Annotated in this window: 14 protein-coding genes; 1 reads left to right on the top strand and 13 read right to left on the bottom strand. The window is 63.3% G+C overall.

Annotated elements, in window-relative coordinates; genetic code table 11:
• Positions 1-71: 71 nt before the first annotated feature.
• The 5 genes from GR138_RS21935 to GR138_RS21915 are packed head-to-tail and all read right to left on the bottom strand — an operon-like array spanning position 72 to position 5,132.
• On the bottom strand, positions 72-1,415 hold the full coding sequence (locus tag GR138_RS21935; protein ID WP_160861394.1) for a bifunctional folylpolyglutamate synthase/dihydrofolate synthase: 1,344 nt from the start codon (positions 1,413-1,415) through the stop codon (positions 72-74).
• A gap of 21 nt (positions 1,416-1,436) precedes the next feature.
• Positions 1,437-2,345 carry an acetyl-CoA carboxylase, carboxyltransferase subunit beta gene (gene accD, locus GR138_RS21930; RefSeq protein WP_160861393.1) on the bottom strand — a complete coding sequence of 303 codons (909 nt, stop codon included), beginning with the start codon at positions 2,343-2,345 and terminating at the stop codon, positions 1,437-1,439.
• A gap of 42 nt (positions 2,346-2,387) precedes the next feature.
• Entirely contained in the window at positions 2,388-3,227 is an 840-nt protein-coding gene (gene trpA / locus GR138_RS21925; protein WP_160861392.1) for a tryptophan synthase subunit alpha, read from the bottom strand.
• Position 3,228: 1 nt separating this feature from the next.
• Positions 3,229-4,449 carry a tryptophan synthase subunit beta gene (trpB, locus tag GR138_RS21920; RefSeq protein ID WP_160861391.1) on the bottom strand — a complete coding sequence of 407 codons (1,221 nt, stop codon included), beginning with the start codon at positions 4,447-4,449 and terminating at the stop codon, positions 3,229-3,231.
• Positions 4,446-5,132: a phosphoribosylanthranilate isomerase gene (locus GR138_RS21915; RefSeq protein ID WP_160861390.1), complete on the bottom strand. Its 687-nt coding sequence runs from the start codon at positions 5,130-5,132 to the stop codon at positions 4,446-4,448. The genes trpB and GR138_RS21915 overlap by 4 nt, the downstream gene beginning before the upstream one ends.
• A 184-nt stretch (positions 5,133-5,316) precedes the next feature.
• Here GR138_RS21915 and GR138_RS21910 point away from each other — a divergent pair, with 184 nt between their 5' ends.
• On the top strand, positions 5,317-5,511 hold the full coding sequence (locus GR138_RS21910; protein ID WP_160861389.1) for a YqaE/Pmp3 family membrane protein: 195 nt from the start codon (positions 5,317-5,319) through the stop codon (positions 5,509-5,511).
• A 3-nt stretch (positions 5,512-5,514) separates the two neighbouring features.
• On the opposite strand, the gene GR138_RS21905 is transcribed toward GR138_RS21910, so the two are convergent.
• The 8 genes from GR138_RS21905 to GR138_RS21870 form a co-directional block, all read right to left on the bottom strand.
• Positions 5,515-6,276: a M48 family metallopeptidase gene (locus GR138_RS21905; RefSeq protein WP_160861388.1), complete on the bottom strand. Its 762-nt coding sequence runs from the start codon at positions 6,274-6,276 to the stop codon at positions 5,515-5,517.
• Between the two features lie 178 nt (positions 6,277-6,454).
• Positions 6,455-6,892 (bottom strand): DUF2852 domain-containing protein, encoded by a 438-nt coding sequence (locus tag GR138_RS21900; RefSeq protein ID WP_160861387.1) that lies wholly within the window; start codon positions 6,890-6,892, stop codon positions 6,455-6,457.
• Between the two features lie 128 nt (positions 6,893-7,020).
• On the bottom strand, positions 7,021-8,310 hold the full coding sequence (gene phaZ / locus GR138_RS21895; protein WP_160861386.1) for a polyhydroxyalkanoate depolymerase: 1,290 nt from the start codon (positions 8,308-8,310) through the stop codon (positions 7,021-7,023).
• Between the two features lie 180 nt (positions 8,311-8,490).
• Entirely contained in the window at positions 8,491-9,507 is a 1,017-nt protein-coding gene (locus GR138_RS21890; RefSeq protein WP_160861385.1) for a zinc-binding alcohol dehydrogenase family protein, read from the bottom strand.
• 1 nt (position 9,508) lies between these two features.
• A complete protein-coding gene (locus GR138_RS21885; RefSeq protein WP_160861384.1) occupies positions 9,509-10,483 on the bottom strand; it encodes an ABC transporter permease in 975 nt (324 codons plus the stop codon).
• An 84-nt stretch (positions 10,484-10,567) separates the two neighbouring features.
• Positions 10,568-12,121 (bottom strand): sugar ABC transporter ATP-binding protein, encoded by a 1,554-nt coding sequence (locus GR138_RS21880; RefSeq protein ID WP_160861383.1) that lies wholly within the window; start codon positions 12,119-12,121, stop codon positions 10,568-10,570.
• Between the two features lie 73 nt (positions 12,122-12,194).
• The gene (locus GR138_RS21875; protein ID WP_160861382.1) at positions 12,195-13,181 is read right to left on the bottom strand and encodes an ABC transporter substrate-binding protein; all 987 of its coding nucleotides are present in this window, start codon (positions 13,179-13,181) and stop codon (positions 12,195-12,197) included.
• A gap of 267 nt (positions 13,182-13,448) precedes the next feature.
• A complete protein-coding gene (locus GR138_RS21870; protein WP_160861381.1) occupies positions 13,449-13,895 on the bottom strand; it encodes an RbsD/FucU family protein in 447 nt (148 codons plus the stop codon).
• Positions 13,896-13,915 lie beyond the last annotated feature (20 nt).

The raw sequence follows: 13,915 nt of genomic DNA, 5'->3' as shown, positions 1-13,915 counted from the left end.
ACGCCTGTTTTGACAAAAAAGCCCGGCTTTCCGCCGGGCTTTTTTGTTGCCGGAGCGTTGCCGGGATTTCTTCAGGTGGGCGGCGTGCCGTTGTCGGCGAGCACATCGCCGACAAGGTAGAGCGAGCCGCCGATCAGGATGCGCGGCGGCACGGAATCCTCCGCCGTGATGTTGCCGATTTCGGCCAGCGCATCGGCGACCGTCAGAAGGGGGGCTGCTTCAAGGCCGGCACGCGCCGCATCCTCGGCAAGCGCCACCGGATCGAGCCCGGCATCCGAGCCGCGGATCGGCACCGTGAACACCCGTTCGGCAAGGCCGCCGAACGGCTCGAAATAGCCGATCGGATCCTTCGTATTGATCATGCCGGTGATGAGGAAAAGCGGGCGCGCCTCGCGTTCCTCGAAATTCGCCATGGTCTCGGCGATGACCTGGCCGGCGCCGGGATTGTGCCCGCCATCGACCCAAATCTCGCTGCCGCGCGGCGCAAGCCGCAGGAGCGCGCCGTCCGTCAACCGTTGCAGGCGGCCCGGCCATTCGACGCGGACGAGGCCCATTTCCAAGGCATGGTCGGAGATGGTGAAACCGGCTGCCTTGACGGTGCGGATCGCAGCAGCTGCGTTGCCATATTGGTGGCGGCCCGGCAGGCGCGGCAAGGGCAGATCGGCCAGACCGAACTCGTCCTGATAGACGAGCCGGCCGTATTCCTCATGAGCCATGAAATCCTGGCCGTAGGCGGCATAGGGGCAGCCGAGCCGTTCGGCGGTCTCGATCAGCACGTCGCGGGCGGCCTCTTCCGACTGGTAGCCGATGACGACCGGCGTGCCGCGTTTCATGATGCCAGCCTTTTCCGCGGCGATCAGTTCGACGCGGTCGCCCAGATAGGCCTGATGGTCGAGCGAGATCGGCATGATGACGCTGACCGCCGGATGCGGCATGACATTCGTCGCATCAAAACGCCCGCCCAGACCGACCTCGATGATCGCCACATCCGCGGGATGTTCGGAAAACAGGACGAAGGTGACGGCGGTGAGGATTTCGAAAACGGTGATTTTTTCCCCGCCATTGGCGTCCGCCACGCGGCGCACGGCATCGGCGAGAACAGCGTCCTCGACAAACTGGCCGCGACCGCCCGCAACACCAAGCCGGTAGCGCTCGTGCCAGTTGACGAGATGGGGCGAGGTATGGACGTGGACACTGAGGCCCTGGGCCTCGAGGATCGAACGGCAAAAGGCCGTGACCGAGCCCTTGCCATTGGTGCCCGCCACATGGATGACCGGCGGCAGTTTCAAATGGGGGTCGCCCAAGGCTGTGAGAAGCCGCGTGATGCGGTCCAGCGAAAGATCGAATCCCTTGGGATGGAGACCGAGAAGCTTCTCGATCTCCGCTGCCGCTTCGCTGGCCGTTACCATCGTCATGCCGCCCTCGCGATGAGGTTCTTACTGCGCCGCGATGGCGACAGCGCCGTTCGTCACGACAGGGGATGCCGCCGCCGGCTTCTTCATCAGGATCTTCAGAAGGCGGGCCAGCGTATCGGGAATATCGTGGCGCTTGACGACCAGGTCGATCATGCCGTGTTCCAGCAGGTATTCCGACGTCTGGAAGCCTTCGGGCAGCTTTTCGCGGATCGTCTGCTCGATGACGCGCTTGCCGGCGAAGCAGATTTCGGCACCCGGCTCAGCAAGGTGGATGTCACCCAGCATGGCGTAGGAGGCCGTGACACCGCCGGTCGTCGGGTTGGTGAGCACGACGATGTAAGGCAGACCAGCTTCCTTCAGCATTTCCACGGCCACCGTGGTGCGCGGCAGCTGCATCAGCGACAGGATGCCTTCCTGCATGCGCGCGCCGCCCGAGGCGGGGAACATGATAAGCGGGCATTTTTCGGCAATCGCCCGCTCGAAGGCCTTGATGATCGCCTCGCCAGCGGCAATGCCGAGCGAGCCGCCCATGAAGTTGAACTCATGCACGACCGCGACGAGCTTGACGCCGCGCGACTTGCCGACGCCGGCGACAATCGTGTCTTCCAGGTCGGTCTTGGTGCGGCTGTCCTTCAGGCGATCCGTGTACTTCTTCGAATCGCGGAACTTCAACGGGTCCTGCGCCACCTTCGGCTGCTGCAGGGCCTCGTAGACGCCGTCATCGAAGAGATCCTTGAGGCGCGCCTTGGCCGGCATCTTCATGTGGTAGCCGGAAGCGGGGATGACCCACTTGTTTTCCTCGAGATCGCGGTGAAACACCATCTCGCCGGTTTCCGGGCACTTGATCCAGAGGTTTTCCGGAACATCCCGGTCAGGGCGGCCAAGCATCGAGTTGATCTTCGGCCGAACGTAATTCGTGATCCAGTTCACGGTCTAGACTCCCGTTATAATGGTGGTTCCCATGTGGGAACTTTACTCCGCCGCCGCAAGGCGCGACGCACGCACGCCCGATGCGAGGCTCATGACCAGCGTCTCGACGCCGGCAACGGTGGCGGCACTGGCCTTGCCGTCCGCCGTCAGGCTGGAGGCGATCTGGTTGACGATGGCCGTGCCGACGACGACGCCGTCCGCCGACGCGCCGATCGCGCGGGCATGTTCCGCCGTCTTGACGCCGAAGCCGACGCAGACCGGCAGCGTCGTGTGCGCCTTGATGCGGCCGACAGCGCCGCCGATCAGCGACGGATCCGGCAGGGCCGAGCCGGTGATGCCGTTCATCGAGACGTAATAGACGAAGCCGGACGTGTTCTTCAGCACGGTCGGCAGGCGCTTCTCGTCGGTGGTCGGCGTTGCCAGGCGGATGAAGTTGATGCCCTTGGCCAATGCCGGAATGCACAGCTCGTCATCCATTTCCGGCGGCAGGTCGACGACGATCAGGCCATCGATGCCGGCTTCGAGCGCCTCATCGAGGAAACGGTCGACGCCGTAGATGTAGATCGGGTTGTAATAGCCCATCAGCACGATCGGCGTTGCATCGTCGTGCCTGCGGAAGTCGCGGGCCATCTGGATCGTCTTGGCAAGCGTCTGGCCACCGGCGAGCGCACGCTGGCCGGCCAGCTGGATCGCCGGACCGTCGGCCATCGGGTCGGAAAAGGGCATGCCGAGCTCGATGACGTCGGAGCCTGCCTTGGGTAGCGCCTTCATGATCTCCAGGGAACTCGCATAATCCGGATCGCCGGCCATGAAATAGGTGACGAGAGCCGGGCGGCCTTCGGCGGCGATATCCGCAAAACGTTTGTCCATGCGTGCGGTCATCTTAGAGCTCCATGCCGAGGATCTTGCCGACGGTGAAGATATCCTTGTCGCCGCGGCCGGAGAGGTTCATCAGGATGATCTGGTCCTTGCCCATCTTGGGCGCGCGCTTGATGACTTCGGCAATCGCGTGGCTCGGCTCCAGCGCCGGGATGATGCCCTCAAGTTTCGTCAGCAGCTGGAAGGCTTCCAGCGCCTCATCGTCCATGATCGGCACATATTCAGCGCGGCCGATCTGGTGCAGCCAGGCGTGTTCCGGGCCGATGCCGGGATAGTCGAGGCCGGCGGAAATCGAATGGCCTTCCTTGATCTGGCCGTCCGCGTCCTGCAGCAGGTAGGTGCGGTTGCCATGCAATACGCCCGGCGAGCCGGCGGTCAGCGAGGCACAGTGCAGGTCGCCGTCGAGGCCCTTGCCGCCGGCTTCGACGCCGACGATCTGGACGTTCTTGTCGTCGAGGAAGGGATGGAAGATGCCGATGGCGTTCGAACCGCCGCCGACGGCCGCGATCACCATGTCCGGCAGGCGGCCTTCGGCGGCCAGAAGCTGCTCGCGGGCTTCCGCGCCGATGACGGCCTGGAAGTCGCGCACCATCTCCGGATAGGGATGGGGGCCTGCGGCCGTGCCGATCAGGTAATAGGTATCGTCGACATTGGTGACCCAGTCACGCAGCGCCTCGTTCATGGCATCCTTCAGCGTGCCGCTGCCCGCCGTCACCGGCTTCACCTCGGCGCCAAGCAGCTTCATGCGAAAGACGTTCGGCGCCTGCCGCTCGACATCCGTCGCGCCCATATAGACGACGCAGGGGAAACCGAAGCGTGCGGCGACGGTGGCGGACGCCACGCCATGCTGACCCGCACCGGTTTCGGCGATGATGCGCGTCTTGCCCATGCGCTTGGCGAGCAGGATCTGGCCAATGCAGTTGTTGATCTTGTGCGAACCGGTGTGGTTCAGCTCCTCGCGCTTGAAATAGATCTTTGCGCCGCCGAGATGCTGCGTCAGGCGTTCGGCATAATAGAGCGGGCTCGGCCGGCCGATATAATGGGCGCCGAGATCCTTCAGTTCCGCCTGGAAGGCAGGATCGGTCTTCGCCTTGTCCCACTCGTCCTGAAGCTCGAGGATCAGCGGCATCAGGGTTTCGGCAACGAAGCGCCCCCCGAAAATGCCGAAACGGCCGTCCTCGTCCGGACCTTCGCGGTACGAATTCAGGTTGGGTGACTGGTTCACTTGCCTCTCCCTGCGACGGCGGTCTCGTGTTCCGCTTTTCGTGCCGCTTCAAAAAACGCTTCGATCAGGCCGAGATCCTTGACGCCCGGCGCGCTTTCGACGCCGGAACTGGTATCGATGCCCGGTGCGCCGGTCAGCCGGATGGCCTCGGCGAGATTATCCTTGTTCAGCCCACCGGAAAGCATGTAATCGACGCCGTCGTCAAGCAAATGCATGAGCGTCCAGTCAAAGGACACGCCATTGCCACCCGGAAGTTCGGAGCCGGCCGGCGGCTTGGCATCGAACAGGAACCGGTCGGCAATGCCGATATAGGGCTCGATCTTCTTGAGGTCGTCCGCCTCGCGCACCGAAAAGGCCTTCATGACAGGCAGGCCATAGACCGCCTTGACGTTCAGCACGCGTTCCGGGCTTTCGCTGCCATGCAGCTGGAGAATGTCGGGGGAAAGCTGGTCGACGATCTCGTCGAGCTCGTCATTGTCGGCATTCACCGTGACGGCGACGATCTTCACCCGGCCGCGCACGCGATCCGCCAGACGCCCGGCATCCGTGGGCTCGATGTTGCGCGGGCTTTTCGGAAAGAAGATGAAGCCGATATGCGTGGCGCCGAGTGAAACGGCCTTGTCGACGGCTTCCTCGGTCTTCAGCCCGCAGATCTTGATGTCGAGTGGCTTGTCGCGTGTCATGGGCAGGGAAGTCGCACGATTTTCCCGAAGAGTCGAGCCGAAAGACGGCGACGAATCGTCCGGAACCGGCACCCTTGCATGACAGCGGAATGCGCCCATATGGAATGGAGATTATTGTATTGCGCAATTCCGACGGAAAACCGCTTCACACTTTTCCTGGAATTGCTTTGGACCGGAGACCTCCATGCGGCTCATCATTGCCATCCTCCTGCCCTTTCTCGTGTTTTTCACCATCGGGCGGCCGATTGCCGGCATTATTTGCCTCATCTTGCAGATCACGCTGATCGGCTGGCTGCCTGCCGCCATCTGGGCCGTCTATGCGCTGGGGCAGTATAATACGGACAGGAAAATCCGTGATGCGCTGGGTGACCGCCGCTAGGTATCAGCCGAAATCCAGGGCGTGCAGCAGGCTGCCATTACGCTTCAGCCAGCGTTTCGACTCTTCCGTCGTCGGGCAGAGCTGTTCGCACAGCGCCCAGAAGGCCGGGCTGTGGTTCATCTCGCGCAGATGCGCCACTTCATGGGCCGCGAGATAATCGATGACACCGGGTGGCGCCATGGCGATGCGCCAGGAAAAGCTGAGCGCGCCATCGGCCGAGCAGGAGCCCCAGCGGCTGCGGGTATCGCGCAGCGTCAGCGACTTCACTTTCCTGCCAATGCGGCCGGCGTGCACGGCAACCAGCCTGTCCAGCTCCAGCCGCGCCTCCTTCTTCAGGAAATCGCTGATGCGGCGCGGGATGCTCTCTTCCATGCCGCCGACGCGCAGCACCGCCTCGTCATCGACGATCACGGATTCCGTGAGGCCACGCAGCCGGCCGGTCGCCTCGATGCGGTGGGACACGCCGCGGATCATCACATAACCGCCGTCCGCCAGTTCGTTAGTGGTGCGGAACTTTGCCAGCTTGGTCATCAGCCAGCCCTGATGACGATCGAGGAAATCGCGGATATCGCGCTCCGGCACGCCTGATGGCACCGTCATGCGCAGCGCCCGGCCGCCAGGTTCGATGCGCAGCGTCAGGCGCGTTGCGCGAAAATCCCGCCGGATGGTGAGCGGCAGGCGCCGGCCGTTGACATCGACCTCGCGCCTTTCCGGCGGGGGCGGCGTCTTCAGGGCCTTGCGCGGCTTGCGAAGCGAGGAAAACATGCTGCCTTTCATAGCCGATTCGGCCCGGGCTGAAACGTCCCAACGAAAAAACCGGCGCCTGGGCGCCGGTCGGGAATTCACGCCCTCTCTTTCGTCATGGTCGGGCTCGACCCGACCATCCATGTCGCGGGTGCTGCGTGGATCCTCGGGCAAGCCCGAGGATGACGGGGTGAGGCGGTTACGTGGCCGGGAAGCCCGGGACGTCACTCTGGCCGCTGGCGCGACGTTCGCGCATAAAACGGTCGAACTCCTCCTGGTCCTTGGCACGGCGCAGCTCGCGGCTATAGGCATCGAACTCCTCGCGCATCTCGTCGAGCTTGCGGCGCTCCTCGTCGAGGCGGGCGAGCTCGGCATCACGCCAGTCGTCGAAGGCGACGTTGCCGGTCGCGGCGCGGAAAGCGGAAGGACCGCGACCACGGCCGAACTTGCTGCGGCAGGAGGCGAACATGCCATCGAGATTGTCGTTGGCGTCTTTCTTGAAGGATTTTAGGCGGTCGCCGAAGATGATGTAGGCGAGCATGGCGAGGCCGAGCGGCCAAAACACCACGAAGCCGAGCACCATCAGGGCGATGGTCGCAGGCGTCCAGTCGGGACGGATCAGGGCTGACTGGTTCATGTGCAATCTTCCTCACGATCGGCGGAAACCACCTCGGTTTCCGGTGATTCCGATGTGGTTAGACCGCCCATCGCGTTCAAGACGATGCGTCGTTAATTCCGACAAGTGCCTGAAAGCAGCCCTAAAAATCAGGACGCGGCGCCCGCCTTGCCACCCTTGATGACGCGCGGCACCGGCTTTGCCCTCTGGCCCTTACCATGCTCGCCGATGAAGGACAGGATGCGCGGCGCGATCTCCTTGCGGAAGCGCGAGCCGTTGAAGACGCCGTAATGGCCGACATCCGGCTGCATGTAGTGCATGCGCATATGCTCCGGAATGTTGGTGCAGATGGTCTGCGCCGCCTTGGTCTGGCCGACGCCGGAAATGTCGTCGTTCTCGCCTTCGACGGTCAGGAGCGCCACGTTGCGGATCGCCGTCGTATCCACGGGTCGGGCGCGGTGCATCATCTCGCCCTTCGGCAGAGCGTGTTTCATGAAGACCGTTTCGACCGTCTGGAGATAGAACTCCGCCGTCAGGTCCATGACCGCCAGATATTCGTCGTAGAAATCCCGGTGCTTTTCCGCTGCATCGCCATCGTTCTTCACGAGATGCGCAAAGAACTCCTTGTGGGCCACGACGTGGCGGTCGAGGTTCATCGACATGAAGCCGGAGAGCTGCAGGAAGCCCGGATAGACCATGCGCATGACGCCGGGCTGCGGCCACGGCACCGGCATGATGACATTGTCGCGGAACCAGTCGATCGGCTTTTCTTCCGCAAGCTTGTTGACCGCGGTCGGGTTGATGCGCGTGTCGATAGGCCCGCCCATCAAGGTCATGGTGGACGGAGACAGCGGGTCGTTGTCGGCCTCCATGACGGCAACGGCGGCCAGCACCGGCACGGCCGGTTGGCAGACGGCGATCACATGCGTATCCGGCCCCAGCGCATGCAGCATCTGGATGACGTAGTCGATATAGTCGTCGAGGTCGAAGGCACCGTCGGAAAGCGGCACCATGCGCGCATCCACCCAGTCGGTGATGTGCACTTCCGCATGAGGCAGCAGCGCTTCGACCGTGCCGCGCAAGAGCGTCGCATAGTGGCCGGACATCGGCGCGACGATCAGGATTTTCGGGTCCTTGCGGTGGCCGGCCGGCAGACAACGCTCAAAATGGATGAGGTTGCAGAAGGGCTGCTTCCAGACGACCTTTTCGTGGACCGAAATGGTCTGGCCGTCGACAACGGTGGTGGGGAGACCGAATTCGGGCTTGCCGTAGCGGCGGGTGGTGCGTTCGAGAACCTCGAAGCCTGCGGCCATGGTGCGGCCGAACGTGGTGTGCGTCAGCGGATTGAGCGGGTTGCGGAAGGCGATGCGCATCTGGTCGGCAACGACGCGCCAGGGCGCCATCATCGCATGATTGAGTTCGTAGAGCTGATAATACATCGGACGCGTTATCCCATTTCCCGGTGCAAGGCCCAAGCCCGCTGCACCACCGGTTTCCGCAGATGCGAAAAGACTAACATGTTTTCGCTGCGTGGCAACACGCCGCATGGCCATCCTAAGCCCGCGAACCTTTCGCGGGCATGAACGCAATTTACTCTTCCGCAGCGTTTTCCGCCCGGTTCAGGCGGCAACCTGCACGATGGCCTTGATGAGGCCGGCCTTTTCCGCCGCCCAGCGGGCAAGGTCGAGGGGAACGCGCTCCAGCGTGGTGCGGTGGGTGACGAGCCTGTCCACCGGGACCTGCCCGGCGCGGATCGCCGCCATCACATGCTCGAAATCCACGCGCGTCGCGTTGCGGCTGCCGACCAGCATCATTTCACGCTTGTGGAACTCCGGGTCGGAGAAGCGGATGTCGTCCTTCACCACGCTGACCAGCACGAGCGCGCCGCCATGGGCGACATAGGCGAAGGCAGCCTGCATCGACGCCGCGTAGCCGGTCGCATCGAACACGACATCGAAACCATCGCCGCCGGTTGCATCAAGCACCATCTCGGCCGCCGTCGCGCCTGCGAGGATGCCGTCGTCGAATCCGAACCGCTCGCTGGCCATGGCGAGACGTTCCGTGGACGTGTCCATCAGCGTCACGGCGTGCCCGGCGATACGGGAGAACAGCGCGGTGCCCAGGCCGATCGGCCCGGCACCGATGACCAGCGCGCGGGATCCTGCCGGCGCCAGCGAGCGACGCACGGCATGGGCGCCGATCGCCAGAAATTCCACGGTCGCTGCCGCCTCCAGGGAAAGACCGTCAGCCGGGTAAAGATTATCGGCAGGAACGAGGATTTCCTCGCAGAGCGCGCCATCGGTATGCACGCCGAGCACGCGGATCGCCGTGCAGCAATTCGGCTTGTCCTTCTGGCAGGCGATGCAGATGCCACAGGAAATGTAGGGGTTTACGACAACCGATGTGCCGGCGGCCAGTCCGCTTCCGCCCGGGTCGGTGACGATGGCGGAGACCTCGTGGCCCATCACCCGGGGATAGTCGAGGAACGGGTGTTTGCCTTCGAAGATGTGGTAATCGGTGCCGCAGATGCCGACATGGCTGACGGCGACGCGCACCCAGCCGTCCGGCGGCGCGCCGGGGTTTTCACGGTCGGTCATTTCCAGCCGGCCGGGTTCGATGCAGACGATGGCTTTCATCTCAACGGCTTCCGCGGCGGCGCAACTGGTCGAAATAGACGATGACGATGATCAGCAGGCCGGTGATGATGCGCTGCCAGAACGAATTGACGTTCAGGAGGTTCGCACCATTGTTGATGGTCGCCAGGATGAAGGCGCCGAGCAGGGGTCCGTGCACCGAGCCGACCGCGCCGAACAGGCTGGTGCCGCCGATGACGGAGGAAGCGATCGCCTGAAGCTCCCAGCCTTCCGCCTGCGTGGCATTGCCGATGCCGATGCGAGAGGCGAGCAGCAGGCCGACGAAGGCGGCACAGGTGGCCGAGAGGATATAGGCGAGATAGATCGTGCGGTTTACATTGACGCCGGACAACCGCGCCGCCTCGCTGTTCGAGCCGACCGCGAACAGATAGCGGCCGAAGCGCGAGAGATGCAGGAAGACGAAGGCCGGGATCGCCACCAGGATAACCATCCAGAACAGGCTCGGCACACCGAGGAAATCGGTGCGGGAGAAGTTGGTGAAGCCTTCGTGGTTGATCGAGATCGTCGAGCCGTTGGTGATCAAAAGACCGATGCCGCGCAGCGAGGTCAGCGTGGCGAGCGTGATGATGAAGGGCGGCAGGCCCATGCGCACGATGCCGAACCCGTGGAAGGTGCCGATCGCGACACCCATCAGCAGCGTCAGGATGATCGATGCCCAGAGCGGCACGCCGGCCTGCAGCAGCCAGGCGACGATGACGCTGGTGAAGCCGACGATGGCGCCGACGGACAGGTCGATGCCGGCGGTGATGATGACGAAGGTCTGGCCGACGGCGAGGATCGCCGTCATCGCCCCCTGGCGCAACAGGTTGCTGATATTGCCCGGCGTCCAGAACGCATTGGTCGACAGGCCAAGCAGCAGCCAGAGGAACAACAGGAGGCCGAGCAGCGTCAGGCCGAGCAGGATGTTGGTGCCCTTCTTCGGTGCCGGTGCGCTTTCCGTCGTCGTCTCCACGCTCATGTTTCTTCTCCCTTATCGCGTGACGTTCAGCGTGTTTTACGCAGTGCCAGACGCAAAACCGCTGCGCACTTTTGCTGGATTGCTCTAGATACCGATGGCCTGGGTCAGGACGTCCTCGTGCGAGGCCACCCGGTGGTCGTGACTGGCGACGAGCCGGCCGCCACGGAAGACATGCAGCCGGTCGGAAAGCTCGTAGACTTCCGGCAGGTAGGACGAGATGAGGATGATGCCGGCGCCCTGTTTCAACAGTTCGCCGAACAGGCGATAGATTTCCGCCTTGGTGCCGACATCGACGCCGACGGTCGGTTCGTCGAAAATGAAGAGCCGGGCGCCGTGGCTCAGCCACTTGCCGATGACGATCTTCTGCTGGTTGCCGCCGGACATGGCCGACGCCAGCACGCGGCGCGACGGCGTCTTGATGCGAAGATCGCGGATCTGCCGGTCGGCATTCGCCGCCTCGTCGCCCTTGCGGATCACCAGGCCGGAACTCAGCCGCTTCAACACCGGCAGGTTGATGTTGAGGCCGATCGGCAGGTTGAGGCAGAGGCCCTGGTCGCGGCGACTTTCCGGCGCCAGCGCGATGCCGAGGTCCATCGCCGTGCGTTCGTTGCGGATGTCGACCTTCCTGCCGTCCCAGAAGATCTCCCCGGCCGAAACCGGCTGGCGGCCATAGAGGCCGAGCGCAAATTCGCTGCGACCGGCACCGATCAGGCCATAAAGGCCGACGATCTCGCCCGCGCGCACCGACAGCGACACATCCTCGAAACCGGGGCCGGACAGTCCCTTTGTCTCGACGATGACATTGCCGATCGGCACCTTTTCCTTGTGGTAGATCTGCTCGATCGTGCGGTTGATCATCAGCGCGATCAGCTCGTTCTCGTTGGTCACGCCGATGAGGCGCGTGCCGACATGGGTGCCATCACGCAGGACCGAAACACGGTCGGCAAGCTCGAACACTTCCTCCATGCGGTGGCTGATATAGACGATGGTGACACCCTGATCGCGTAGCCGGCGAATGAGCCGGAAGAGCTGGGCGGATTCCTGCCGCGTCAGATAGGCTGTCGGCTCGTCGAAGATGAGGAAGCGGATGCCGCGCATGGCGGCCTTGGCCGTCGCGACGAGCTGCTGCTGGCCGATGGTCAGGTTCTGGAGGGGGGCGGCGGCCGGCAACTGGAAACCCAGATCGTCGAGCACCGCCTGGGCCGCGCGCTCCATGGCGCCCTTGCGCATCAGCCCGTAGCGATCCATCTCGTCGCCGAGGAACATGTTGGCCGCCACCGACAGGTGCGGGCAGAGCACCACTTCCTGATGCACGGCATTGATGCCGCGGGAAATCGCTTCGGTGGGCGTCGCCAGCTGCACGGGCTTGCCGCACCAGAAAACCTCGCCGGCGGTGCGGCGGATGACACCGGTCAGGAGCTTGATAAGCGTCGATTTGCCGGCGCCGTTTTCGCCGACGATGGCGTGGATCTCGCCCGCCAGAAAGGTCACCGTCGCCGGTTTCAGCGCCTCGACGAGGCCGTATTTCTTCTGAAGCCCGCGCAGTTCGAGGATCGGCGCGCCACGCGGCACGGTCTCGGATTCGGCGAGCTTCGCCTCGTCTTCATGCCGATGGCTGAGCTCTTCAAGGCTGCTCATCGCAGTCTCCTCCTGACTCCGGGGAAGCGTCCCGCCCGGATTTTGTAGCCCGGGCGGGAAATCGTCAAACCGATCAGATCTTCGGGTTCAGCAGGGCATCGATCTTCGGATCGGCCATGTTGTCCTTCGTCACGAGGTTCGCACCCGTATCGACGAAGGCTTCGACCTTCTCGCCCTTGGAGACGGCGAGCGCCGTCTTCACGCCGTCATAGCCCATGCGATAGGGATCCTGCACGACGAGGCCGGCGAGCACGCCTTCCTTGAGGAAACCGACGGTCTTTTCATCCGAGTCGAAGCCGATGACCTTGATCTTGTCGCCGAGCTTGTTTTCGGCGATCGCCTGGCCGACGCCCTGCGCCATGATGAGGTTGGAGGCAAAGACGCCGACGAGGTTGGGGTTGGCGGTGATGAGGTCGGTCATCATGTTGAGGCCGGTGGTGGCCTGGCCGTCCGCATATTTATCGGCCACGACCTTCAGGCCCGGATATTTCGTCTTCACCTGATCCAGGAAGCCCTCGCGGCGCTGGTCGAGCGAACCGACACCCGGCAGGCTGGTGATGATGGCGATCTCGCCCTCTTCCTTGCCGGTCGCGGCCTTGATGGCGGCAGCAAGGCCATCGGCGCCGATGCGACCGCCCTGCACGTTGTCGGTTGTCAGGAACGACGTAAAGGCCTTGGAATCCGCCGAGGAGTCGATGCCGATGATCGGAACGGACTTTGCCGCCTCATCGACCGGCTTGCCGAGCGCCTTGAATTCCGTCGGCGAAATGACGACCGCGGCCGGGCCGCCGGCCACGGCATTTTCGAGAATGGTGATCTGGCCATTGATGTCGGATTCCGACTGCGCACCGAGTTCCGGCACGTTGACGCCAAGATCCTTGCCGGCGGCGCGGGCACCCGCGAGCACGATCTGCCAGTAGAAAGACGTGGTGTCCTTGACGATGATCGGGATGGTGACGTCCTGCGCGAAGGACGCGGCAGGGGCCATGGTGGCGAGGACTGCGGCACCCGCCAGCGCCGTGAAGGCGCGGCGAGACAGAAGCGATCTTACAATGCTCATCAGGTTTCTCCTCTCAGATGCCTCCTGTTCCTCTTTGGATCGGGCCGCAGGAAGCGAACAACTCGATCTTTTATCGATAAAAAACATTTATAGGGCACGCTATACCTGCCTGCCCTCCTTGGCAAGCAAGCAATTCTTCGCAAAAAGGCTGCATTTCCAAGCGTTCCAGTCCATTGCCATCCGTCCTCCCAAACGGTGGCCGCCGGTATCTTGATCCGTCAAACAACGCCGAAAGCAAAACCCTCGCGCACGTTTGCTGGCGTTGTTCTAGACCCGGTAGACCTCATCCGGGTGCACGACACCCTTCTTCAGAATGATATTGCCATAAAGCCGGAATTCCGTCGTCGCGACAATATAGGCCGCCTTCTTCGCCATCTCATAGAAGGCAAAACGCTCGACCGCGTGAACGGTGAAATCACCGGCCAATTCGCGCACCAGGTTCTGAAACGTCACGCAGATGTCCGGCACGGCCGCAGGATCACCCACGACCTCCATGCGCCAGGCAGCCTGCGGCACGAAGGTGTCGAGCGGCATATGCGCCAGCACGGCCTCGGTGATCGACACCGCATCGACGCCGTCCGCCCGGATCACCTTGGGGCCGAGGAAACTCGACGGGAAATTCGCGTCGGCGATGACGATGTCGTCGCCATGGCCCATGGTCCTGAGCGCATGCAGCAGGTCCGGCCCAAGCAGCGGATGAATGCCTCTCAACATGGCTTTGCGATCCTCCCAGA

The organism is Shinella kummerowiae, assembly GCF_009827055.1.
GTDB lineage: Bacteria > Pseudomonadota > Alphaproteobacteria > Rhizobiales > Rhizobiaceae > Shinella > Shinella kummerowiae.
Note: the sequence above shows the minus strand (reverse complement) of the source record. Positions and strands in the feature narration are given on the sequence as shown.

Excerpts from the sequence above, each read along its gene's own strand:
- GR138_RS21935 (WP_160861394.1), bottom strand. The coding sequence starts at position 1,415 with ATGACGATGGTAACGGCCAGCGAAGCGGCAGCGGAGATCGAGAAGCTT.
- trpA (WP_160861392.1), bottom strand. The coding sequence starts at position 3,227 with ATGACCGCACGCATGGACAAACGTTTTGCGGATATCGCCGCCGAAGGC.
- GR138_RS21915 (WP_160861390.1), bottom strand. The coding sequence starts at position 5,132 with ATGACACGCGACAAGCCACTCGACATCAAGATCTGCGGGCTGAAGACC.
- GR138_RS21910 (WP_160861389.1), top strand. The coding sequence starts at position 5,317 with ATGCGGCTCATCATTGCCATCCTCCTGCCCTTTCTCGTGTTTTTCACC.
- GR138_RS21905 (WP_160861388.1), bottom strand. The coding sequence starts at position 6,276 with ATGTTTTCCTCGCTTCGCAAGCCGCGCAAGGCCCTGAAGACGCCGCCC.
- GR138_RS21900 (WP_160861387.1), bottom strand. The coding sequence starts at position 6,892 with ATGAACCAGTCAGCCCTGATCCGTCCCGACTGGACGCCTGCGACCATC.
- phaZ (WP_160861386.1), bottom strand. The coding sequence starts at position 8,310 with ATGTATTATCAGCTCTACGAACTCAATCATGCGATGATGGCGCCCTGG.
- GR138_RS21890 (WP_160861385.1), bottom strand. The coding sequence starts at position 9,507 with ATGAAAGCCATCGTCTGCATCGAACCCGGCCGGCTGGAAATGACCGAC.
- GR138_RS21885 (WP_160861384.1), bottom strand. The coding sequence starts at position 10,483 with ATGAGCGTGGAGACGACGACGGAAAGCGCACCGGCACCGAAGAAGGGC.
- GR138_RS21880 (WP_160861383.1), bottom strand. The coding sequence starts at position 12,121 with ATGAGCAGCCTTGAAGAGCTCAGCCATCGGCATGAAGACGAGGCGAAG.
- GR138_RS21875 (WP_160861382.1), bottom strand. The coding sequence starts at position 13,181 with ATGAGCATTGTAAGATCGCTTCTGTCTCGCCGCGCCTTCACGGCGCTG.
- GR138_RS21870 (WP_160861381.1), bottom strand. The coding sequence starts at position 13,895 with ATGTTGAGAGGCATTCATCCGCTGCTTGGGCCGGACCTGCTGCATGCG.